This window comes from Nocardia sp. NPDC050413 (genome assembly GCF_040655475.1).
Classification (GTDB): Bacteria; Actinomycetota; Actinomycetes; order Mycobacteriales; family Mycobacteriaceae; genus Nocardia; species Nocardia coubleae.
The window spans coordinates 41,730-60,660 of the sequence record NZ_JBFAJZ010000013.1 but is presented as its reverse complement, the minus strand read 5'-3'; the positions used below and the strand labels follow the sequence as shown (position 1 = coordinate 60,660).

Below are 18,931 nucleotides of genomic sequence, written 5' to 3'. Positions count from 1 at the left end.
GACCGCCGAAACAGGACCTAGTCTGGGTGAATGACGGCAACGGGCGTAACTTCCGGTGTTCCGGCCGAGGTAAAACCGCAAGAATTCCGGGTCGCGCTGACTCCGGCCGGTGCCGCGGAGCTCGCCGCCCACGGGCACGAGGTGCTCGTGCAAGCGGGCGCGGGCGTCGGCTCGGGCTTCGCCGACGACGACTACCGGGCCGCCGGTGCGCGGATCGCGGTCGACGCCGACCAGGTGTGGGCCGAATCCGATCTGGTGTTGAAGGTGAAAGAACCCATCGCGCAGGAGTATTCGCTGATGCGGCGCGAACAGGTGCTGTTCACGTATCTGCATCTGGCCGCGTCGAAGGACTGTACCGACGCGATCCTGTCGTCGGGGATCACCGCCATCGCCTACGAGACGGTCCGGGCGGCCGACGGTTCGTTGCCGTTGCTCGCGCCGATGAGCGAGGTGGCGGGCAAGCTCAGCGCGCAGGTCGGTGCGTATCACCTGATGGCGCCGATGGGTGGGGAAGGCGTGCTGCTCGGCGGCGTGCCCGGGGTTCGGCCCGCCGACGTGGTGGTGCTCGGCGGTGGCGTGGCGGGCACCAACGCGGCGAGCGTCGCGGTGGGGATGGGTGCGCGGGTGAGCGTGCTCGATACGAATCTGGCCCGGTTGCGGGAACTCGACGCCCGGTTCGCCGGGCGGGTCGGCACCCTGGCCTCGCACGCCCTCGAGATCGAGAAGGCCGTGCTCGCCGCCGATCTGGTGATCGGGTCGGTGCTCGTGCCAGGGGCCAAGGCGCCGAAACTGGTGTCCGACGAGCTGGTCGCGCGGATGCGGCCGGGGTCGGTACTCGTCGACATCGCCGTCGACCAGGGCGGTTGCTTCGAGTCGACCCGGCCGACGACGCACGCGAATCCCACCTTCCCCGTGGGTAATTCGCTGTTCTACTGTGTCGCGAACATGCCCGGCGCCGTCCCGCACACCTCCACCGTCGCGCTCACGAACGCCACCCTGCCCTACGCGCTGGCCATCGCCGACAACGGCTGGCGTGGGGCGTGCACCGCCGACCCGGGGTTGTCGGCCGGGCTCACCGCGGTCGACGGGAAGTTGCTTTCCGCGGAAGTGGCTGCCGCGCACGGATATTCGCTCGGGGTCTAGGGCTCCGCGAAGATCCCCTCGGCGATGACCGAGTCCGCCAGGAGCGGGCGGGTGATCGACCAGCGCTCCGTGAAATGACTGCGCGACATCTTCCAGCGGCCGTCCTCGATCACGTAGTCGTCGTCGTAGTCGCCCGTGGAGACGAACTCGGTGTTGTCGATCAGATTGACCTGGCGAAACCGCAGGGTCCACCGGCCTGTCGCGGTGCGTTCACCGGTCAGGGTGATGTCGGGGTGGATGCCGTGATGCATGTCGAGGACGACGTGTTTGCCGTCGACCTTGTGCAACGCGATGCGGGTGAAGATGTCGACCAGGGGCCCTGCGTCGTCGAAGGTGCCGATACGGCCGTAGTCCAGGTCGGCGCCGGAGCGGATGAAGCAGTCCCGCATCGTCTTCGGGTCCTTGCTGTCACAGGCTCGCCAGTACCGGTGCTTGAGTTGTTTGATCGCTTCGATCTGTTCGAGGGTGTCGATGCGTTGTGCGAGATCCATCGGTTGCCTGCCCGGGTGTGGAGGTGATGAGCGAATAGTCGGGTTTGCGAGGTCAGTCGACGACCGCGTCGGAGAACACCGGAGGGTTACCGAGGAATGGCCGGTGCGAAGGCGGGTGCTGGCCCCGGGTGTCTTCGACGCCGAGTCCCCGCGCGATCTCGGCGCCGATGAGCACCTGGCCGGTACGGTCCATCAACTCGGGATCGCGCGCGAGGGCGTCGATGACACGACCGGTGAACTCCGGCGATTCGGCGGTCGCGGCGAGTCCGTCGTAGGCGCCCGGATTCGCGGCGAAGGCGGCGAGCGTGCGCTCGGTCGCGAGCAGACCCATCCAGATCGAGACGACCGCCACGTTCCACGGACGGAAGTCGACGGCCATGTCGTGCGCCATTTTGTCCACCGCAGCCTTGCCCGCACCGTATGCGGGTCCGTGCATATAGCAGGTGCCGCCGAACGACGACGTGTTCACGACCAACCCCGCGCCATTGGCCACCAGCAGCGGTGCGGCGTAGTAGGTGGCGACGTAGCTCGAGCGCATGCCTACATCCAGCAGGTCGAGCAAGGTGAGCGGCTTTTCCCAGAACGGCCCCTTCTCGGTCAGGCCGTCGGGTACCGCGAGAGCGTTGTTGACCAGGATGTCGAGCCGTCCGTGCTCGTCGCGAAGACGTGCGAAGAAGGACTCGACCTGGGCATCGTCGCGATGGTCGAGCACTACGGGCACGCCGTGGCCGCCGCGGCGGGTGATCTCCTCGGCGGTCGCGAACACCGTGCCCGGCAGTGGGGAATCGCCTTCGTTCCGCGTTCGCCCGGTGACGTAGACCGTCGCCCCGGTTTCCCCCAGTGCGAGCGCGATGCCTTTGCCCGCACCGCGACTCGCGCCGGTCACCACCACGATTCGTTCCGAACCCACCATCGACTCCCTACCCTGCCCGACGGGTCACACCGTGCGACACGTTCCACTACTGAACCGGACCGGCCGGAGGGGGCACAGAGACCTTCCCGGTAGCCGGGAAGGTGATGACTCGGCATGTCACATGTACGTCTAGTCCTCGGCGCGGCCCACGTACCAGTCGGGTGCGCCCTCCGTCGGCAGGTCGCGCAGCTTGTCCGGGTTGCGGACCACGTTGATGGCGACGATGCGCCCGTCGTCGACGACGAACGAGAAGACACCGATGTGGGTGCCGTCGAACACCACCAGCCCCGGTGCGCCGTTGACCAGCACCGCACGGCCCCAGGCATCGGTCGCCGACGGTGCGTGGTACCAGCCGAGCAGCATCTTGGCGATGAGTTCGGCGCCGCGCACCGGCTGGCGGATCGCGGGCACCTTGCCGCCACCGTCGGCGGTGAGCACCACCTTCTCGTCCAGCACGCCGAGCAGCGAACTCAGGTCACCCGAGCGCCAGGCAAGGGCGAACGCCGAAACCACCTTCTCCTGTTCGGCGGGCGACGCCGGGAATCGTGGCGTGCCGCTCTCCACGTGCTTGCGGGCACGCGAGGCCAGCTGACGCACCGCGGCCGGGGTGCGCCCGACCACCTCGGCGACCTCCGGACCCGACATGCCGAACACGTCCTGGAGCACGAAGGCCGTGCGTTCGGCGGGTGAGAGCGATTCGAGCACGACCAGCAGTGCGGTGGTGACCCGTTCGTCCTGGGTGATGCGGTCGGCTGGATCGTCCATGGTGCTGACCTCCGGTTCCGGCAACCACTCGCCGACGTACTGTTCACGCCGAGCCCGCGCGGACCCGAGCTGGTCGATGGCGAGCCTGCCCGTCACGGTGGTGAGCCAGGCGCGCAAATTGTCGATCTCGTCCGCCTTGCCCGCCTCGTGCTGCCGCTGCAGCCGCAGCCACGCCTCCTGCACCACGTCCTCGGCGTCGGCCAAGCTGCCGAGGGTGCTGTAGGCGAGCCTGCGCAGGTAGGCGCGGTGCTCCTCGAAGCGTCGCGCCAGTTCCGCGCGGTCGAGGTTCGCGGTGTCGGTCATCGTGCCAGCCGTTCGGTCGAGAATGGGCGGGTCGCCCAGGATGCTGTCATGGAGACGACGAAGCAGACGCACCCGGTGTGACATCGCTGCCCCACCGGTTAACCTCGCCCCGTGCACAAGGGGATTTCGACCGCCGCGGGACTGCTGCTCGGTTTCGCGCTCGACCGGGTATTGGCCGACCCACGCCGCTGGCATCCGGTGGCCGGATTCGGCACGGCGGCAGCGGCATTGGAACAGCGAACCTACGCCGACACCCATCGCGCCGGAATCCTGCACGAAACCGTGGCGGTCGGCTCGGTCCTCGCGTTCGGTGCGGTAGCCGCGCGCGGTGGCCTCCTCGCGACAACCCTCGCCACCTGGACCGTTCTGGGCGGCCGCAGCCTGGCCCGGGCCGGCCACGACATGGCCGACCGGCTCGACGCAGGCGATATCGACGGCGCCCGCGAACTGCTGCCCTCGCTGTGCGGACGCGACCCCTCGGTCCTCGACGCCGACGGATTGGCCCGCGCCGCACTGGAATCCATCGCCGAGAACACCTCCGACGCCACCGTCGCACCGCTGCTGTGGGGTGCTGTGGCCGGAGTGCCCGGGTTGCTGACATATCGAGCCGTGAACACACTCGATGCGATGGTCGGCTACCGCAACGAGCGCTACCTGCGTTTCGGCTGGGCAGCCGCCCGCACCGACGATGTGGCGAATCTGGTCCCCGCGCGGGTGACCGGACTGCTCACGGTGGTGCTGGCGCCGCTCGTCGGCGGAACCCCCGGCCAGTCCTGGCAGGCCTGGCGCCAGGACGCGCGCAAACACCCGAGCCCCAACGCCGGCGTCGTCGAGGCGTCGATGGCAGGCGCCCTCGGAGTCCGGCTCGGCGGCCGCACGCAGTACCGCTACGGAGCAGAACTACGCCCGACACTGGGAACCGGGCGCGCCCCCGAAACCGAAGATCTCCGCAGAGCCGTCCGCATGTCGGAAGCAGTACAGATCGGAGCCGTAGCAGTCAGCGCCGCGCTGGCACTGCTGCGTAGGTGAGCGTCAGCGAGTGCGGCCGTACCGATCGGCGAGACGTGCTTCCGTAGTGCTCTCCTCGGAAGTCGAAGCAGGCTGATCGGTCACCTCGGCTCCGACCTCGCCACGCTCCCGACGGCGAGCCCGCATTTCGGCGAACACGAAATACCCGAGCCCGAGCGGAGCCATCACACCGAAGGCCAGCCATTGGAGGCCGTAGGAGAGGTAGGGACCCGCATCCAGTTGGGGGAGGGGAACAGGCGTGAACGCCCCCGGCTGCCCCTCGGCGAGCTGAAGATAACCGCCCTTGTCTGTACCGGTAGGAATCGGCGTCAGCGGGATACCGAGAACCGTGGATTCCTGAGTCGTATCGACCGTGTACACCTGCCGGAACCCGTCCTGCGTGCTCGGCACCTTATCGGGAACGACCCCTTCGGAAGCCCGCACTCGCGCCTCGATCCGCTGCGCCCCGCCCGGCGGCTCGGCAATCGCAGGCGGTCGCGTCCCGTCGACAGCCGCGACCAGACCACGGTCGACGAGCAGAGTGCGACCGTCATCGAGCCGGAACGCGGCGAGAACCGCGTATCCCGGCGCACCGTCCAGGTGGCGCAACCGGACGAGCACCGTCGAATCCGGCAGGAAGGTGCCGGTGGCGATCACCTTCCGCCACTCGGTATGAGTACCGGGATCACCGGCGAGGATGTCGGTGACAGCCACCGGATCGGCCTGCACCGAGTCGGCGATCAGCTGATTACGGTGCTCGGTGCTGCTGTTCTTGTTCAGCTGCCAAGGCGCGAGGATCGTGAAACACAGGTAGGCGAACGCGACGACGACGAGCGCGAGAATCAGCCAGCTCGGCCGCAGCAGAAAGGTGAGTTTGCGCATCAGCGTCGCGCGGCGGCCGGGTCGCGGGCCTCGAGCTCGGCCCACACCCAGTCGAGCAGGCCGGGGACAGCGGCCTCGATCTGGTCGCGGACCAGGTCGAAGTCGGTCTGGTCGCCGTAGTACGGGTCCGGCACGTCGACACCGTCGGCGGCGGGGTCGAAGCTGCGCAGCAGTCTGCGCTGTTCGGTGGGGACGCCTCGGTGGGCGAGTTCCCGGTCGTGGCTGGTGTCGAGCACGACGATCAGGTCGGCGTCGCGATGCTCGTCGCCGAAGGTGGCGGCGATGTGTTCGGCGGCGTAACCGGCGCGGCGCAGGGTGGCGGCGGTGCGCGGGTCGGCCGGGTCACCGACGTGCCACGATCCGGTGCCCGCGCTGCTCACCCGCACCCGGTTCGCCAGACCGGCACGGTACAGATGCGCTTCGAACATCTTCGCCGCCATCGGCGACCGGCAGATGTTCCCTGTGCAGACGAAGGTCACGTGCAGCTCTCCCACGGCACCCATTGTCGCCGGTAGGGCCGCGGCGGCGCCACGTAGGGTGTTCAGTTGTGTTCGAGGACTCGGTCGACCCCGTGATGCTGCGCCACCACGGCGACGTGGAAGCGCGCCCAGGCATGCTCGATTTCGCGGTGAACGTCCAGGGCACGGCCCCACCCGCCTGGCTGCGCGACCGCCTCACCGCCCGCCTCACCGACCTCGGCCGCTACCCCGACGCAGGCGAGGAACTGGCCGCCCGCACGGCCGTCGCCGCCCGCCACGGCCGTACCCCCGACGAAGTCCTGCTGCTGGCAGGCGCCGCCGAAGGCTTCGCGATGCTGCCCCGCCTGCGCCCCCGCCTGGCTGCCGTCATCCACCCGTCCTTCACCGAGCCGGAACTGGCTTTGCGTGAGGCAGGCGTCCCGGTGACCCGCGTCGTCCTCGAACGCCCGTACACCCTCGACCCCACCCGGGTACCGGAAGAAGCCGACCTGGTCGTCCTCGGCAATCCCACCAACCCCACCTCGATCCTGCACCCCGCCGAAACCATCCAGGCGCTACGCCGCCCGGGCCGCCTCGTCGTCGTAGACGAAGCCTTCGCCGACGCCGTCGCCTATCCCCGAGCGTCGGCGGGTTCGCCGACTGCACGACCCGAGGCCGGTGGCGCCGCGACACAGCGTGTAGAGGTCGGTGGCGCTGCGGCCCACTGTGTGCATGCCGGTGGCGCTGCGCCCCCAAGTGCGGATGCCGACGCTGTTCCCGGTGCGGTACGTCCGAAGGGCATCGGTGGCGAACTCGAGTCGCTGGCCGGGCTGAGTGCACCGGACGTCCTGGTGCTGCGCAGTCTCACGAAGACGTGGGCGCTGGCCGGTCTGCGCTGCGGATACGTACTCGGTGCTCCCGAGGTGCTGGCCCGGTTGACCGAGGGTCGCCCGCACTGGCCGCTCGGCACACTGCAGCTCGAGGCGATCCGCGCTACCGCCGAACCCGCCGCCGTCGCCGAATCCCAGCACCTCGCCCAGCGCATCGCCGCCGACCGCGACGCCATGATCGACCGTCTCACCGCGCTCGGCCTCGACGTGCACACCCCGGCCACCGGCCCGTTCCTGCTCCTGCGCGTCACGGACGGCGCCCTGGTCCGCAAGCATCTCGCCGACCGTGGCATCGCTGTCCGCCGCGCCGACACCTTCCCGGGTCTCGGCCCTGACTATTTGCGCGTCGCCGTGCGCGGCCGCGCCGAGGTGGATCAGCTGATCGACGGGTTGCGGGCCGCGCTGTGGTGATGGCGATTCCTCACGGGGGCCTTATGCGATCAAGGCGAACGAGTGTCGAACCTGCCCACGACGGCGCAGGCTCAGCGGAGCGAAGGAGGCAGCGGTGACCGACCTGGCCGAACTGATCGGGGTGCTCGACGCGGCGTACCCGCCGAAACTGGCCGAATCGTGGGATTCGGTCGGCCTGGTGTGTGGTGATCCGGCGCAAGAGGTTTCGAAGGTGCTGTTCGCCGTAGACGCCACAGCTGCCGTCGTCGACGAGGCGATCGCTTGGGGCGCACAGGCTTTGGTCGTGCATCACCCGCTGCTGTTGCGCGGCGTCGACACCGTGGCGGTGAATACACCGAAAGGCGCCCTGCTGCATCGGTTGATCCGCTCCGACTGCGCCTTGTTCTCCGCGCACACCAATGCCGATTCCGCCGACCCCGGCGTCTCCGACGCGCTCGCCGCCGCAGTCGGCCTCACCGTCACGGGCCCGCTCGACCCCAAACCGGTTGCCCCGATGGACAAGTGGGTCATTCAGGTGCCGCAGACGCACACCGCCGCCTTGATGTCGGCATTGTTCGCGGCCGGCGCGGGTGCGATCGGTGACTACCGCGAGGCGGCCTGGTACACCTCCGGCACCGGCCAGTTCCTGCCGGTCGACGGCGCGAACCCGGCCATCGGCGCGGTCGGAACCGTCGAGACTGTCACCGAGGACGCGGTCGAGGTCGTCGCGGCGCCGTCCGCGCGCACCGCGGTCCTGACGGCCCTGCGCGCCGCCCACCCCTACGAGGAACCGGCCTACCACGTCACCGAACGCGCACCCCTGCCGTCGTCCCTCGGCATCGGCCGCATCGGCGAACTCGCCGAACCCGAGACACTGCGCGAGTTCACCGCCCGCGTGGGCAACGGTCTACCGCGCACCGTCTGGGGTGTGCGGGCCGCGGGCGACCCCGACCGGACGATCAAGCGGGTGGCCGTCTGCGGCGGTGCGGGCGACTCCTACCTCCACGCCGCCATCCGCGCGGGCGTCGACGCCTACCTCACCTCCGACCTGCGCCACCACCCCGTCGACGAACACCTCCGCCGAGGCGGCCCCGCCCTCATCGACGCCGCCCACTGGGCCACCGAATTCCCGTGGTGCGCCCAGGCCGAATCCGTCGTCACCCGTGCGCTGCCCGGCCTCACCACCCGCGTGTCGACCCTCCGCACGGATCCGTGGACGGTCACCGGCTGAGTCACCGCACCCGCCGCCCCCACGCGGCCACGAAATTCGGGTGCGCCTGCAGGGTCAACGGCTCCCGTCCGGCGCCGGCTCGGCCTCGAGGTATCGCTCGTCGTTCACGAAAACCGCCGGCCCCGCGAACAACGCGAGCGGAGGGATCACCAGCGCGGAGATGACGCAGGTGAGGAACGCGAACGCCGACGCGTGGATCGTCATCCACGCGATGCCGATCATCTGCGAGGTCAGGGCAAGACCGAAGTAGATGACGTTCGGTTCCGCTCGGTCGCGGATCCGGGTCATGGCGTGTTCGCCTCGTGCGGCGCGGTACGGTTGATCGATCCATCCGTCCACTGTGTTCAGGAGTTCGTGCCCGTTGAATGTCGAACCGTCGGTCCAGTCCAAGCTGTTGCAGCTCGCCGCTGTCGATGCCGAGCTGACGCGGATCGCGCACCGGCGCACCGCGCTGCCCGAGCAGCAGGAGGTTGCGCGGCTGGCGGCCGAACGCAACGGCTACAAGGACGCCGCGGTCGCGGTCGAGATCGGCATCGACGACCTGGATCGTGACATCCGCAAACTCGAGGGTGAGGTCGAGGCGGTGCGCAAGCGCGAGGACCGCGACCGCGCCATGCTCACCTCGGGCTCCGTCGCCGCCAAACAGCTCTCTGAACTCCAGCACGAACTGGGCAGCCTGGAACGCCGTCGCGCCGTCCTCGAGGACGAACTGCTGACCGTGATGGAGCAGCGTGAGGCGATGGCCGCCGACCACGACCACGCCGGTGCCCGGCTCAGCAAGGCCGACCAGGACCTGGCCGACGCCGAACGCCTGCGCGACGAGGCGATGGCCGACCTGGAGGTCGCGCAGCAACGGTGCGAGAACGACCGCGCCGCCCTGATCGGCCTGTTCCCCGGCGAACTGCTCGCCGTCTACGACAAGCAGCGCGCCGCCCACGGTGTCGGTGCCGCCCTGCTGCAGGCCCGCCGCTGCGGTGCGTGCCGTATCGAGATCGACCGCGGTGAGATGCAGCGCATCGCCAAGGCCGCACCCGACGCGGTGGTCCGCTGCCCCGAGTGCGGCGCGATCATGGTGCGCACCAAGGAATCCGGACTGTGACCGCTGGGCCGGTTGGTGTGCGTGAGGTGATCGTCGAGGCCGACGGCGGCTCACGCGGCAATCCCGGCCCGGCCGGTTACGGCGCGGTCGTCTTCGCCGACGACCATGTGCGCGTGCTGGCCGAACGCAAGGAATACGTCGGCGTCACCACCAACAATGTGGCCGAATACCGTGGGCTGATCGCGGGTCTGGAAGCCGCGACCGAACTCGGTGCGCGGGTCGTGACGGTGCGCATGGACTCCAAGCTCGTCGTCGAACAGATGTCGGGCCGCTGGAAGATCAAGCACGCCTCCATGATTCCGCTCGCCGAACAGGCACGTCGGCTGGTCGCCGGTTTCGACCGGGTGAGTTTCACCTGGATCCCGCGCGCCGAGAACTCCCACGCCGACCGGCTGGCGAACGAGGCGATGGACGACGGCGCCCTCGTCGGCACCGTCCGCGAAACTCTCGCCGCAGGCTACACGCCGGGAGATCAGGTCGCCCTCGACGCGGCGGATGATCGAGCTGCAGCCGAGGTGGAACCGAGCGTCGTCGCCGGCGACGAAGCATCGACTACTTCGGGCGTAACCGTGACCCCGGCCGGCGACAAGTCCGCTGTCACGCCGACGGGCGAGCAGGTGGCTGTCACGCCGACAGGTGAGCAGATCGTCGTCGGTGGCGCGGACAAGACGGAATCGCCTGCCGCCCAGAAAGTTTCCACCTACTCGCCCGGCTGGACCGGCGCCATCGGCCGCCCCACCCGCCTACTCCTGCTGCGCCACGGCCAAACCGAGCTCTCGGTGCAACGTCGCTATTCCGGCCGCGGCAACCCACCCCTCACCGACCTGGGCCGCGAACAAGCCGACCGCGCCGCGAAAATGCTTGCCGCCAAAGGCGATATCGCCGCCGTCGTGAGCTCACCGTTGCAGCGGGCCCGGTCCACCGCCGAGGCCGCCGCCACCGCACTCGACGTGCCGTTGCGCATCCTGGACGGTCTCATCGAAACCGATTTCGGCGACTGGGAAGGACTCACCTTCGCCGAAGCCGCACAACGTGATCCGGCCCTGCACGCCGACTGGCTGGGTGACCCGTCGATCCCCGCACCCGGCGGCGAGAGCTTCGATCAGGTGCGCGAACGGATCGAGGGCGTGCGCCGCGACCTCGTGGCGCTGTACCCCGGCGAGAACATCGTCGTGGTCAGCCACGTCACCCCCATCAAGACGCTGCTGCAGCTGGCGCTCGGGGTCGGCCCGTCGCTGCTGTACCGGTTGCACCTGGATCTGGCGTCGCTGTGCATCGCCGAGTTCTATCCCGACGGTGGCGCTTCGGTGCGCCTGGTCAACGACACTTCCTATCTCTGAGGTGGCCCCGTGTCACCCGGGCGCGGTACGGTCGCCCGGGTTCGCGATGCGCGTCACGTCGACGCATAGCCGGTCGCGGCCGTGGAGAAAGGTACTTGATGAAGTTTCTACGGATGGCGGCGTTCGCGGCGGCCATCGCGGGGGCGCTCACCACGTCTGCCGGTGTGGGCAGCGTGTCGGCTGACCCGAGCGTGGTGCTCGGTGCCGGTTCGGGCATCGTCTTCGACAACAACTCCGGCTGCTCGCTCACGGCCATCGGCCACGACAACGCGGGCCGGTTGGTCGGTCTCACCGCCGGGCACTGCGCGTCGACCGGTGCCAAGGTCGGCGCGGAGCAGGCGCTGCACGCGGGCGTGATCGGTACCGTCGCCTTCTCCGACGACGGCGACTACCTGGATTTCGCTGTGCTGCAACTGGATGCGTCCAAGGTGGTGCCCACGCGCACGATCGGCCAGACCACCGTGGCAGGCCTGGGCCCCGCGCCTGCGCCGGGCTCCACCGTGTGCTCCGACGGGCGCACCAGCGGCCGCAGCTGCGGTGTGGTGTGGGGTGAGCTCGAGGGCAACTCGATCAACCAGTACTGCTCGCAGCCGGGCGATTCCGGTGGCCCGGTCGTTGTCGGTGACCGGCTCGTCGGCATGAACCAGGGCAGGCTCACCGGCCTCGGCCCCGTGGACTTCGACGTGCCGTGCACCAACGGCGCCAACCCGATCCACTCGCCCGCCTACTTCCAGCCCATCCAGGTGATCCTGGACGTGGTGAACCGCGCGGGCGGCGTCGGCGCGGGCTTCCAGCCGATCTGATCGCCACACGAAACACTCAGGGGCGCAGCATCATCATGATGCTGCGCCCTGTTTCATGACGGCGGCGGTGAAGTCGTCGAGCGGGTAGAAGAACTCGACGGCCAGCTCCGACAGGGTTACGTCGGCCGGTGCGCCGAAGGTGGCCATGGTGGAGAACATCGACAGCGTGCCCGCCGGGCTGGTGATGCGGATCGGCACCTGGAACGGTCCCGTCGGTTCGGGTCTGCCCGGCGAATCCCGCGGCGCCGCATAGCCGTTCACCTCGTCGTAGAGCGCGCGCAGTCGTGCGTCGCCGGTCGACTCGGCCTGACGCAGCAGACGTTCGAGGAACAGCTCCCTGACTTGGTGCAGGTTCTCCAAGCGCCCGGCGAGACCGTCGGGGTGCAGCACCAGCCGGTAGACATTGGGCCGGGGGAGCAGCAGGTGCTCGGGTACTCCGCTCATCAGCAGTGGCATGGCCGCATTGCCCGCCACCACATCCCACCACCGGTCCACGACCACCGCCGGATACGGTTCGTGCGCGCGCAGCATGGTGTCGATCGCGGCTCGCGCGGCCGCGAGCTCGGCGTCATCCAGCCGCGACTCCCGGTAGGCGGGGGCGAACCCCGCCGCCAGCAACAACGTATTCCGTTCCCGCAGCGGCACTTCCAGCGCCTCGCACAACCGGAGCACCATCGCCCGGCTCGGCTGCGATCGCCCCGTCTCCACATACGACAGGTGCCGCGCCGAAGTATCGGCGACCAATGCCAGATCGAGCTGACTCAGCTTGCGCCGCTGCCGCCACTCCCGCACCAGCGAACCGATCCGCGCCTCCATCACCACCCGACCCTATCCACCACGCCGACAGCGGCACCATGACCTGTGAGGTCATTGCGGCGCCGTCACCGCCTGAGCCGGTTCTCCGTGCCATCCTGTTCGGCGCAGGCGGCTGCCCGCGTGATCAGGGGCGCAGGATCGACACCAGGAAGTCGGTCTGGTCGCGCACGACCTGTTCGAAGACGTCGTCGAAGTACACGTCGAAGTGGCCGACCGGGTATTCCTTGACCACCGCGTGTTTGGTGCGGGCGGCGGCCTTGCGGGTGGGGCCGGACGGTGCGACGGAATCGTTCTCGGCGATCGTGTACAGCACGGGGACCTTCAGCGACTTGGCGCGTCGGCCGGGGGCGTCGAACAGGGTGGAGAAAGCCACGCGCGCACCGACTTTGGGATCGTAGGTCGGGCTTTCCTCGGCGAGCCTGCCGAAGCCCTCGGGTACATCGGAGGCGCTCATCAGGGCGGCGGCGCGTTTACGGCCTGCCAGGCGGATGCGAATCGGCTTGCGGCGCAACGGGCCGAACAGCAGATCGGTCATGGCGACGGTCGCCACCTTGGTCAGGCTGATCGGTCCCTTGGCCCGCGCCGACGCCCAGCCACTGGTGAACGGCACCTGGGCGACCACGGCCGCCAGATAGTCGTCGTCGGGAGCGACGGAGAGCACATGCCCGCCACCGAAAGAGGTGCCCCACAACGCGATCCGGGTGGCGTCGAAGCCGCGGATGCTGCGCGCGTAGGCGATCGCGGCCTTCCAGTCCTGGCGCTGCCTGGCGATATTGAGCACCTGGCGGGGCGCACCCTCACTGGCGCCGAAATGCCGATAGTCGAAGGCCAGCACCCCCATTCCCGCCGCGACGAACCGTCGCGCATACCGATCCAACCCCATCTCGCGGGTCGCCCCCAGCCCGTGTCCCATGATCACCAGCGGACGCGGCCTCGGCGCACCATCGGGGAGGTAGAGCCATGCGGCGCATTGCTGGTCACCCGATGGGAAACTGACGTCGACACGTTCCATGACTGATAACCGTACCGAGTACCATGGCGGAGCGGACGAGTCGGCCGGGCGACCGCGGTGACGGGAACGGGCACATCGGTGTCGCCGCCCGCCACCGAGGAAAGTCCGGACTCCACAGAGCAGGGCGGTTGTTAACGGCAACCCGGGGTGACCCGCGGGACAGTGCCACAGAAAACAAACCGCCGCACGCTCAACGTGCGGTAAGGGTGAAACGGTGCGGTAAGAGCGCACCAGCGCCCCGGGTGACCGGGGCGGCTAGGTAAACCCCGCCCGGAGCAAGGTCGAAGGCCGCACCGGCGACGGTGCGGCTGCGCAGGTGTTCGAGGGCTGCTCGCCCGAGCCTGCGGGTGGACCGCTCGAGGCACCCGGCGACGGTGTGTCCAGATGGATGGTCGCCCCCTGGCGCGAGCCGGGGACAGGATCCGGCTTACAGGCCGGCTCGCCCGCCCAGGAAACGACGAAGGCGGCGGTCCCGCACGGGACCGCCGCCTCGTCTGTCCGGGGGGACTCAGCACATCAGCTTGGCCATGTCGTAGACCGCGCGCGCTTCCTGCTCCGTGGCCGAAACGGAGCCGTTGGTCGAGCTCTTGACGATTCCGGCGATGGTGTCGGCCTCGGCCTTGCCCGCCTTGATGTCGGAGCACGTCTGGTTGAGCACCCCGCTCACCGCTAGGTCGTCACGGCCTGCGGCCAGCTTCGGGAAAGCGTTGCGATAGCTCACCACGAACATGCCGGCCTTGCCGGGATCGACCTGAACGGCCGGGGTGGTGGTTGCGGGGGCTGCGGCGGTGGACGAGTCCTCGCCGCAACCGGTCAGAAGCAGGGCGAAGACGGCGGTGCCTGCCGCGAGGGCGGCGGTAGTTCTACTCACGCAGCGGGATGCTAGCGGCCCAGGAAACAAGGCGCCTCCCGTCAGGTTAACGGGAGGCGACATGTTGATTCGTGAGACGGTGAGTCAGGCGGGGTTGATCATCAGCACCTGGGCCCAGTAGGTGGCCTGGTCAGGCCCGAGGATCGGCAACAGGTAATCGTAAATCAGCGACGACATACGCTCGGAACTCCCATTTATCGACGTGGGTGCAACACTTTCCGGCTTGTGCCGGGTGTGCCGCCGCCACAGTAACAACTCGTGCGAGACGCGCGACGGGGCGGTGAATATGCGCGGGAACTCGTCGGGAACGTGAGCGAGGTCATAGAGTGTTGCCCGTCGGCAGGGCCCGTTGTGCGGGCTCAACACATCGATCGCGGAAGCAGGTCACATTTCCATGCGGGTAGTTCGTTCCATTGTCGCCGGTGCATTGATCGCCGGAGCCGCCGCGGTGCTCACTTCGATGGGTGCCGGTTCGGCGGGTGCGGTCGCGGTGACCCCGCTGCCCGGCGGGGTTCAGGTCGACCTGAGCCCGGCCGATACCGCCTGGGTACACCAGAACAAGTTCGGCCGGACCGTCGCCGGTCTGCCGCATCCGTCGGCGGCCTCGTTCGGTCAGGCGCTCGACGCGGCGGCCGCCGTGTCGTCGTCGGTGCCGGGTGGCCGGGTCACCTTCACCGTGTACGGCCCGTTCGATCAGCTCAACGGCACCATGCTGGCACTGCAGTAGAACTCGCTACGCTGCCAGGATGGAACTCCATCAACGGATCGTCTCGGCGCCGGTCGATTTCGGCGCCATCCGTTCCGAATTCGGGCTGGCCTCGGACTATCCGGCCGAGGCTGTCTCCGAGGCCCGCGACGCGGTCGACGCGTTCGCGGGCACCCGGGTGGACCGCACCGACCTCGAGCTGGTGACCATCGACCCACCGAGCGCCATGGATCTGGACCAGGCGCTGCACCTCGAACGCACCGCGACCGGTTTCACCCTGCACTACGCCATCGCCGATCTCGGCGCGGTGATCGTGCCCGGCGGTGCCCTCGCCCGCGAATCCGAATCACGCGGCCAGACCTTCTATCTCCCCGACGGCACCGTGCCGCTGCATCCGCCCGTGCTGTCGGAGGGGACCGCGAGCCTGCTGCCCGGTGTCGACCGGCCCGTCGCGCTGTGGACCATCGAACTCGACAACGACGCCGCGCCCCTTCGCTTTTCGGTCGAGCGCGCCCTGGTGCGCTCCCGTGAACGCTTCGACTACCAGCAGGTCCAGGCCGCCGCCGACGCCGGGACGTTGCACCCCTCGCTGGCCGCGCTGCCCGAATTCGGGCGGCTGCGGATCGAGGCCGGTCTCGAGCGTGGCGCGATCTCGCTGCGCCTGCCTGCCCAGGACGTGGTGCGCCACGGCGACAACTGGCGCCTCGACCTGGAACCGCGCACCGCCGCCGACGACTGGAACGAGCAGGTCTCCCTGCTCACCGGCATGTGCGCGGCACGAATCATGCTCGACCACAAGGGAACCCGCATCGGCCTGCTGCGCACGATGCCGCCGCCGCCCGACACCGCCGTCGCCTCGATGCGTCGCACCGCCGCCGCTCTCGACATCGCCTGGCCCCACGACCTGCCGGTCGGCCGCATGCTGGCCGCACTCGACCCCAACACTCCGGCCGGGCTGGTCCTGATGTCGGAGGCGACCACCCTGCTGCGCGGCGCCGGCTACACCTTGCTCGCCGACCTCGACGACCCCACTCCCGACCAGCTGACGCACAGCGCCATCGGCGCCCCCTACGCCCATGTCACCGCCCCGCTGCGCTGCCTGGCCGACCGCTTCACCACCGAGATCTGCCTGGCGCACTGCGCGGGCACGGAGGTACCGCAGTGGGTGCTCGACGGACTGGCGCCTGCCGCGGAAACCCTGCGCCGCACCGATTCGCTCGCCAACAAGGTCGACCGCGCGTGCGTCGATCTCACCGAGGCCACCATCCTTGGCCCCCGCGTCGGCACCGACTTCGCCGCCCTGGTCCTGCGCGAGGCCAACGGTTCCCGCGACGCGGAGATCTTCGTCGCCGAACCCCCGATCCTGGCGCGCTGCGCGGGCAAGCCACCGGAAGGCGAACGCGTCTCCGTGCGCCTGCGCACCGCCGATCCCACGACGAGAACCATCGAATTCGCCTATACCGCCGATCGAAACGGCGAGCCCGCCCACATCGGGTGAACCCCGGCGCCGTCGAGGCGGGCAGTGTCCGCCGGGTGATCAGTCGGTCGAGATGAACGCCGCGGCGGCGGGGTAACCCGCGATCGCGCGGCCCGCCGCGGCTTCCTCGGTGTCGGCGAGGAGTTCGTAGATCGTGGCGTCGGTGGCATCGGCGGCGGCGGCGAGGATGGCCTCGCGGGATTCCACGGCGTCGCGGTGGTCGCCCAGGACCGATTGCAGGCGTTTGGCACGCGTGCCCAGTTCGGTGGCGTCGGTGCCGAGAACTTCGCCTGCCGCTTCGCAGGAATAACGTAAACGCTTGGCGCCCTTGCGGATGTCGTGCAGTAGTTCCACCCGGTCGGCGGGGGTGGCGGTCGGCTCGGCGAAGACCAGTTTGCGCAGGCGTTTGCGGTCGCGGCCGAGCACGCGCGCGAACACGTCGTCCGCGTCGTCACCGGCGAGGGAATCATCGAGCGGGGGATCGGTGCGCCACGTGGTGAGCACCTCGCGCAGGGCCGCGTACCGCTTACCGTCGAGGGCGGTGAGGATCTCGTCGTGGGCCTGGGCGTAGGCGTCGTCGGCGGCGCCGACCAGGCGGCGGGTGACCTCGGTGGGTACCTCGCCGAACCCGTCGAGCAGTTTCGCGAACCGCTCACCCCGGACCTCCGCGTCGCGGGCGACCCCGAGCAGTTCCGCGAGCCACTTCAGCTCCGTCACCGTCTCGGCGGCGGCGTCGCTGTCGAAAAGCTTGCGGTAGGAACGCAATACGCTGCGCAACCGGCGCGTGGCCACCCGCATCTGGTGCACCGAGTCCTCGGCGTCGGCGCGGACATCGGGTTCGGCGCCGAGCAGCCGGTCGATGTCCTCGCGCAGTGCCGCGACGACGGCGGGTCCGGCTTCGATCGCCATGGGTCAGCCTCGCTTCCCGAAAAGGTCGGTCGCCTCCACCAGATGGTGGGTGATGCCGGGCTCGTGCGCGGTGTGCGCGGCGTCCTCGACGATGTGCAGGGTGGAGCCGGGCCAGGCGTTGTGCAGTTCCCAGGCGCTCACCGCGGGGCACACCACGTCGTGGCGGCCCTGCACGATCACTCCGGGGATGTCGGCGATCCGATGGATGTCACGCAGCAACTGTCCCTCGTCGAGGAATCCGCCGTGCCGGAAATAGTGGTTTTCGATGCGGGCGAAGGCGAGAGCGAAGCGTGGCTCACCGGTCTCGGCGACCCGATCCGGGTGTGGCAGTAGCGAACTCGTGGCGCCCTCCCACGTCGACCAGGCGACGGCGGCGCCGAGCGCCACCTCCGGATCCGGCGAGTGCAGCAGCCGGTGATACACCTCGACGAGGTCGTCCCCGCGCTCCTCCGGCGGCACCGGTGCCAGGAACTTCGCCCATTCGGCGGGGTAGATGTTGCCCGCCGCGCCGTTGTAGTACCAGTCGATCTCCTTGCGCCGCAACAGGAAGATGCCGCGCAACACCAGCTCGGTGACCCGCTCCGGATGCGCCTCGGCGTAGGCGAGGCCGAGGGTGGAACCCCACGACCCGCCGAACACCTGCCAGCGTTCGACACCGAGGTGCTCGCGCAGTGCCTCCATGTCGGCGATCAGGTGCGGTGTGGTGTTGAACTCGAGGCTCGCCCCGTCGGCGATGTGCGGCACCGACTTTCCGCACCCGCGCTGATCGAACAACACGATCCGGTACACCGCCGGATCGAAGAACCGGCGTTGCAGCGGGCCGGTGCCGCCGCCGGGTCCGCCGTGCACGAACACCACCGGCTTGCCGTCGGGGTTGCCGCTGACCTCCCAGTACACCGACTGGCCGTCGCCGACATCGAGAAGACCTTTGTCGAACGGTTCGATCTCGGGGTACAGGGCGCGCATCAGAACGCCAATCCCGCGGCGAGGTTCGGCAGGTCGAGTGCGGTGAGCGTCTCGGTGCGCACATCGGGGCAGGCCTCGGTCGTCACCCGGTCGATCATCGCCTTGTCGGCCAGCACGTGCCCGTTGATGCCGCCGTTGCGCAGCGCCCACTCGTGCACCATCGTGTTCAGCGCGAGCCGGCCGAGCGTCGGACCCTGCACCCGGAAGTTCGACAGCTCAGGCCGGATCATGTCGCACAACTGGTTCGCCGAGGAGTCGCTGATCTCCAGCGTGGTGCTCGGCGTCGCCGTCTTGGTGGTGGTGGCACCGGCGGTCGTGGTCGTGGCGGACCCGCTCGGGGTGACTTCCGCACCGCCACAGGCCGTCAGGGTCACGGCGGCGAGAACACCGGTGACAACGAGCCCGGGACTGGTCTTCCATCGGCGATGCATGCGTAAGTACCTCTTCGAGTCGGCTGT

Annotated in this window: 21 protein-coding genes and 1 other RNA gene; 10 read left to right on the top strand and 12 right to left on the bottom strand. The window is 69.3% G+C overall.

Annotated elements, in window-relative coordinates; translation table 11 throughout:
• Positions 1 to 30: 30 nt before the first annotated feature.
• Entirely contained in the window at positions 31 to 1,143 is a 1,113-nt protein-coding gene (gene ald / locus AB0I19_RS25080) for an alanine dehydrogenase (RefSeq protein WP_067642215.1), read from the top strand.
• On the opposite strand, the gene AB0I19_RS25075 is transcribed toward ald, so the two are convergent.
• The 3 genes from AB0I19_RS25075 to sigJ all read right to left on the bottom strand — a co-directional run bounded on the left by AB0I19_RS25075 (position 1,140) and on the right by sigJ (position 3,615).
• Entirely contained in the window at positions 1,140 to 1,634 is a 495-nt protein-coding gene (locus AB0I19_RS25075) for a nuclear transport factor 2 family protein (protein ID WP_357151651.1), read from the bottom strand. The genes ald and AB0I19_RS25075 overlap by 4 nt on opposite strands.
• Positions 1,635 to 1,686: 52 nt before the next feature.
• Positions 1,687 to 2,547, bottom strand: a complete 861-nt coding sequence (locus tag AB0I19_RS25070) for an SDR family NAD(P)-dependent oxidoreductase (protein ID WP_357151649.1) — start codon at positions 2,545 to 2,547, stop codon at positions 1,687 to 1,689.
• A gap of 129 nt (positions 2,548 to 2,676) precedes the next feature.
• The gene (gene sigJ, locus AB0I19_RS25065; protein ID WP_357151647.1) at positions 2,677 to 3,615 is read right to left on the bottom strand and encodes an RNA polymerase sigma factor SigJ; all 939 of its coding nucleotides are present in this window, start codon (positions 3,613 to 3,615) and stop codon (positions 2,677 to 2,679) included.
• A gap of 111 nt (positions 3,616 to 3,726) precedes the next feature.
• Here sigJ and AB0I19_RS25060 point away from each other — a divergent pair, with 111 nt between their 5' ends.
• Positions 3,727 to 4,644 (top strand): cobalamin biosynthesis protein, encoded by a 918-nt coding sequence (locus tag AB0I19_RS25060; protein WP_357151645.1) that lies wholly within the window; start codon positions 3,727 to 3,729, stop codon positions 4,642 to 4,644.
• A gap of 3 nt (positions 4,645 to 4,647) precedes the next feature.
• Here AB0I19_RS25060 and AB0I19_RS25055 read toward each other — a convergent pair whose 3' ends face one another.
• Together AB0I19_RS25055 and AB0I19_RS25050 are read right to left on the bottom strand one after the other, a co-directional pair.
• Positions 4,648 to 5,505 carry an SURF1 family cytochrome oxidase biogenesis protein gene (locus AB0I19_RS25055; protein WP_357151643.1) on the bottom strand — a complete coding sequence of 286 codons (858 nt, stop codon included), beginning with the start codon at positions 5,503 to 5,505 and terminating at the stop codon, positions 4,648 to 4,650.
• Positions 5,505 to 6,008 (bottom strand): low molecular weight protein-tyrosine-phosphatase, encoded by a 504-nt coding sequence (locus tag AB0I19_RS25050; protein WP_067642210.1) that lies wholly within the window; start codon positions 6,006 to 6,008, stop codon positions 5,505 to 5,507. The genes AB0I19_RS25055 and AB0I19_RS25050 overlap by 1 nt, the downstream gene beginning before the upstream one ends.
• A 44-nt stretch (positions 6,009 to 6,052) precedes the next feature.
• Here AB0I19_RS25050 and cobC point away from each other — a divergent pair, with 44 nt between their 5' ends.
• Together cobC and AB0I19_RS25040 are read left to right on the top strand one after the other, a co-directional pair.
• The gene (gene cobC / locus AB0I19_RS25045; RefSeq protein WP_357151640.1) at positions 6,053 to 7,264 is read left to right on the top strand and encodes an Rv2231c family pyridoxal phosphate-dependent protein CobC; all 1,212 of its coding nucleotides are present in this window, start codon (positions 6,053 to 6,055) and stop codon (positions 7,262 to 7,264) included.
• A gap of 94 nt (positions 7,265 to 7,358) precedes the next feature.
• Entirely contained in the window at positions 7,359 to 8,474 is a 1,116-nt protein-coding gene (locus tag AB0I19_RS25040) for a Nif3-like dinuclear metal center hexameric protein (protein WP_357151638.1), read from the top strand.
• Positions 8,475 to 8,528: 54 nt separating this feature from the next.
• Here the strand turns inward: AB0I19_RS25040 and AB0I19_RS25035 are convergent, their stop codons facing one another.
• Complete coding sequence (locus AB0I19_RS25035) at positions 8,529 to 8,762, bottom strand: hypothetical protein (protein WP_357151636.1); 234 nt, start codon at positions 8,760 to 8,762, stop codon at positions 8,529 to 8,531.
• A gap of 73 nt (positions 8,763 to 8,835) precedes the next feature.
• Here AB0I19_RS25035 and AB0I19_RS25030 point away from each other — a divergent pair, with 73 nt between their 5' ends.
• The 3 genes from AB0I19_RS25030 to AB0I19_RS25020 all read left to right on the top strand — a co-directional run bounded on the left by AB0I19_RS25030 (position 8,836) and on the right by AB0I19_RS25020 (position 11,716).
• Positions 8,836 to 9,573, top strand: coding sequence for a C4-type zinc ribbon domain-containing protein (locus tag AB0I19_RS25030; protein ID WP_067642208.1), 738 nt, complete (start codon positions 8,836 to 8,838; stop codon positions 9,571 to 9,573).
• A 17-nt stretch (positions 9,574 to 9,590) separates the two neighbouring features.
• The gene (locus AB0I19_RS25025) at positions 9,591 to 10,913 is read left to right on the top strand and encodes a bifunctional RNase H/acid phosphatase (protein WP_357151811.1); all 1,323 of its coding nucleotides are present in this window, start codon (positions 9,591 to 9,593) and stop codon (positions 10,911 to 10,913) included.
• Between the two features lie 98 nt (positions 10,914 to 11,011).
• Positions 11,012 to 11,716, top strand: a complete 705-nt coding sequence (locus AB0I19_RS25020) for a S1 family peptidase (RefSeq protein WP_357151633.1) — start codon at positions 11,012 to 11,014, stop codon at positions 11,714 to 11,716.
• A gap of 33 nt (positions 11,717 to 11,749) precedes the next feature.
• Here AB0I19_RS25020 and AB0I19_RS25015 read toward each other — a convergent pair whose 3' ends face one another.
• Positions 11,750 to 12,532: a helix-turn-helix transcriptional regulator gene (locus AB0I19_RS25015; protein ID WP_357151808.1), complete on the bottom strand. Its 783-nt coding sequence runs from the start codon at positions 12,530 to 12,532 to the stop codon at positions 11,750 to 11,752.
• A gap of 124 nt (positions 12,533 to 12,656) precedes the next feature.
• A complete protein-coding gene (locus AB0I19_RS25010; protein WP_067487303.1) occupies positions 12,657 to 13,544 on the bottom strand; it encodes an alpha/beta fold hydrolase in 888 nt (295 codons plus the stop codon).
• A gap of 36 nt (positions 13,545 to 13,580) precedes the next feature.
• Between AB0I19_RS25010 and rnpB the strand changes: the two genes are divergently transcribed.
• Positions 13,581 to 13,990: RNase P RNA component class A (gene rnpB / locus AB0I19_RS25005), an RNA gene on the top strand.
• 62 nt (positions 13,991 to 14,052) lie between these two features.
• On the opposite strand, the gene AB0I19_RS25000 is transcribed toward rnpB, so the two are convergent.
• The gene (locus AB0I19_RS25000) at positions 14,053 to 14,415 is read right to left on the bottom strand and encodes a hypothetical protein (protein WP_357151631.1); all 363 of its coding nucleotides are present in this window, start codon (positions 14,413 to 14,415) and stop codon (positions 14,053 to 14,055) included.
• Between the two features lie 394 nt (positions 14,416 to 14,809).
• Between AB0I19_RS25000 and AB0I19_RS24995 the strand changes: the two genes are divergently transcribed.
• Positions 14,810 to 15,142 (top strand): hypothetical protein, encoded by a 333-nt coding sequence (locus AB0I19_RS24995; protein ID WP_067487308.1) that lies wholly within the window; start codon positions 14,810 to 14,812, stop codon positions 15,140 to 15,142.
• A gap of 19 nt (positions 15,143 to 15,161) precedes the next feature.
• A complete protein-coding gene (locus AB0I19_RS24990; protein ID WP_357151629.1) occupies positions 15,162 to 16,619 on the top strand; it encodes an RNB domain-containing ribonuclease in 1,458 nt (485 codons plus the stop codon).
• Positions 16,620 to 16,658: 39 nt separating this feature from the next.
• On the opposite strand, the gene AB0I19_RS24985 is transcribed toward AB0I19_RS24990, so the two are convergent.
• The 3 genes from AB0I19_RS24985 to AB0I19_RS24975 are packed head-to-tail and all read right to left on the bottom strand — an operon-like array spanning position 16,659 to position 18,904.
• Positions 16,659 to 17,507, bottom strand: a complete 849-nt coding sequence (locus AB0I19_RS24985) for a CHAD domain-containing protein (RefSeq protein ID WP_357151627.1) — start codon at positions 17,505 to 17,507, stop codon at positions 16,659 to 16,661.
• A gap of 3 nt (positions 17,508 to 17,510) precedes the next feature.
• Positions 17,511 to 18,473, bottom strand: coding sequence for a prolyl aminopeptidase (gene pip / locus AB0I19_RS24980; RefSeq protein ID WP_357151625.1), 963 nt, complete (start codon positions 18,471 to 18,473; stop codon positions 17,511 to 17,513).
• Positions 18,473 to 18,904 carry a hypothetical protein gene (locus tag AB0I19_RS24975; protein WP_357151623.1) on the bottom strand — a complete coding sequence of 144 codons (432 nt, stop codon included), beginning with the start codon at positions 18,902 to 18,904 and terminating at the stop codon, positions 18,473 to 18,475. The genes pip and AB0I19_RS24975 overlap by 1 nt, the downstream gene beginning before the upstream one ends.
• Positions 18,905 to 18,931: the final 27 nt, after the last annotated feature.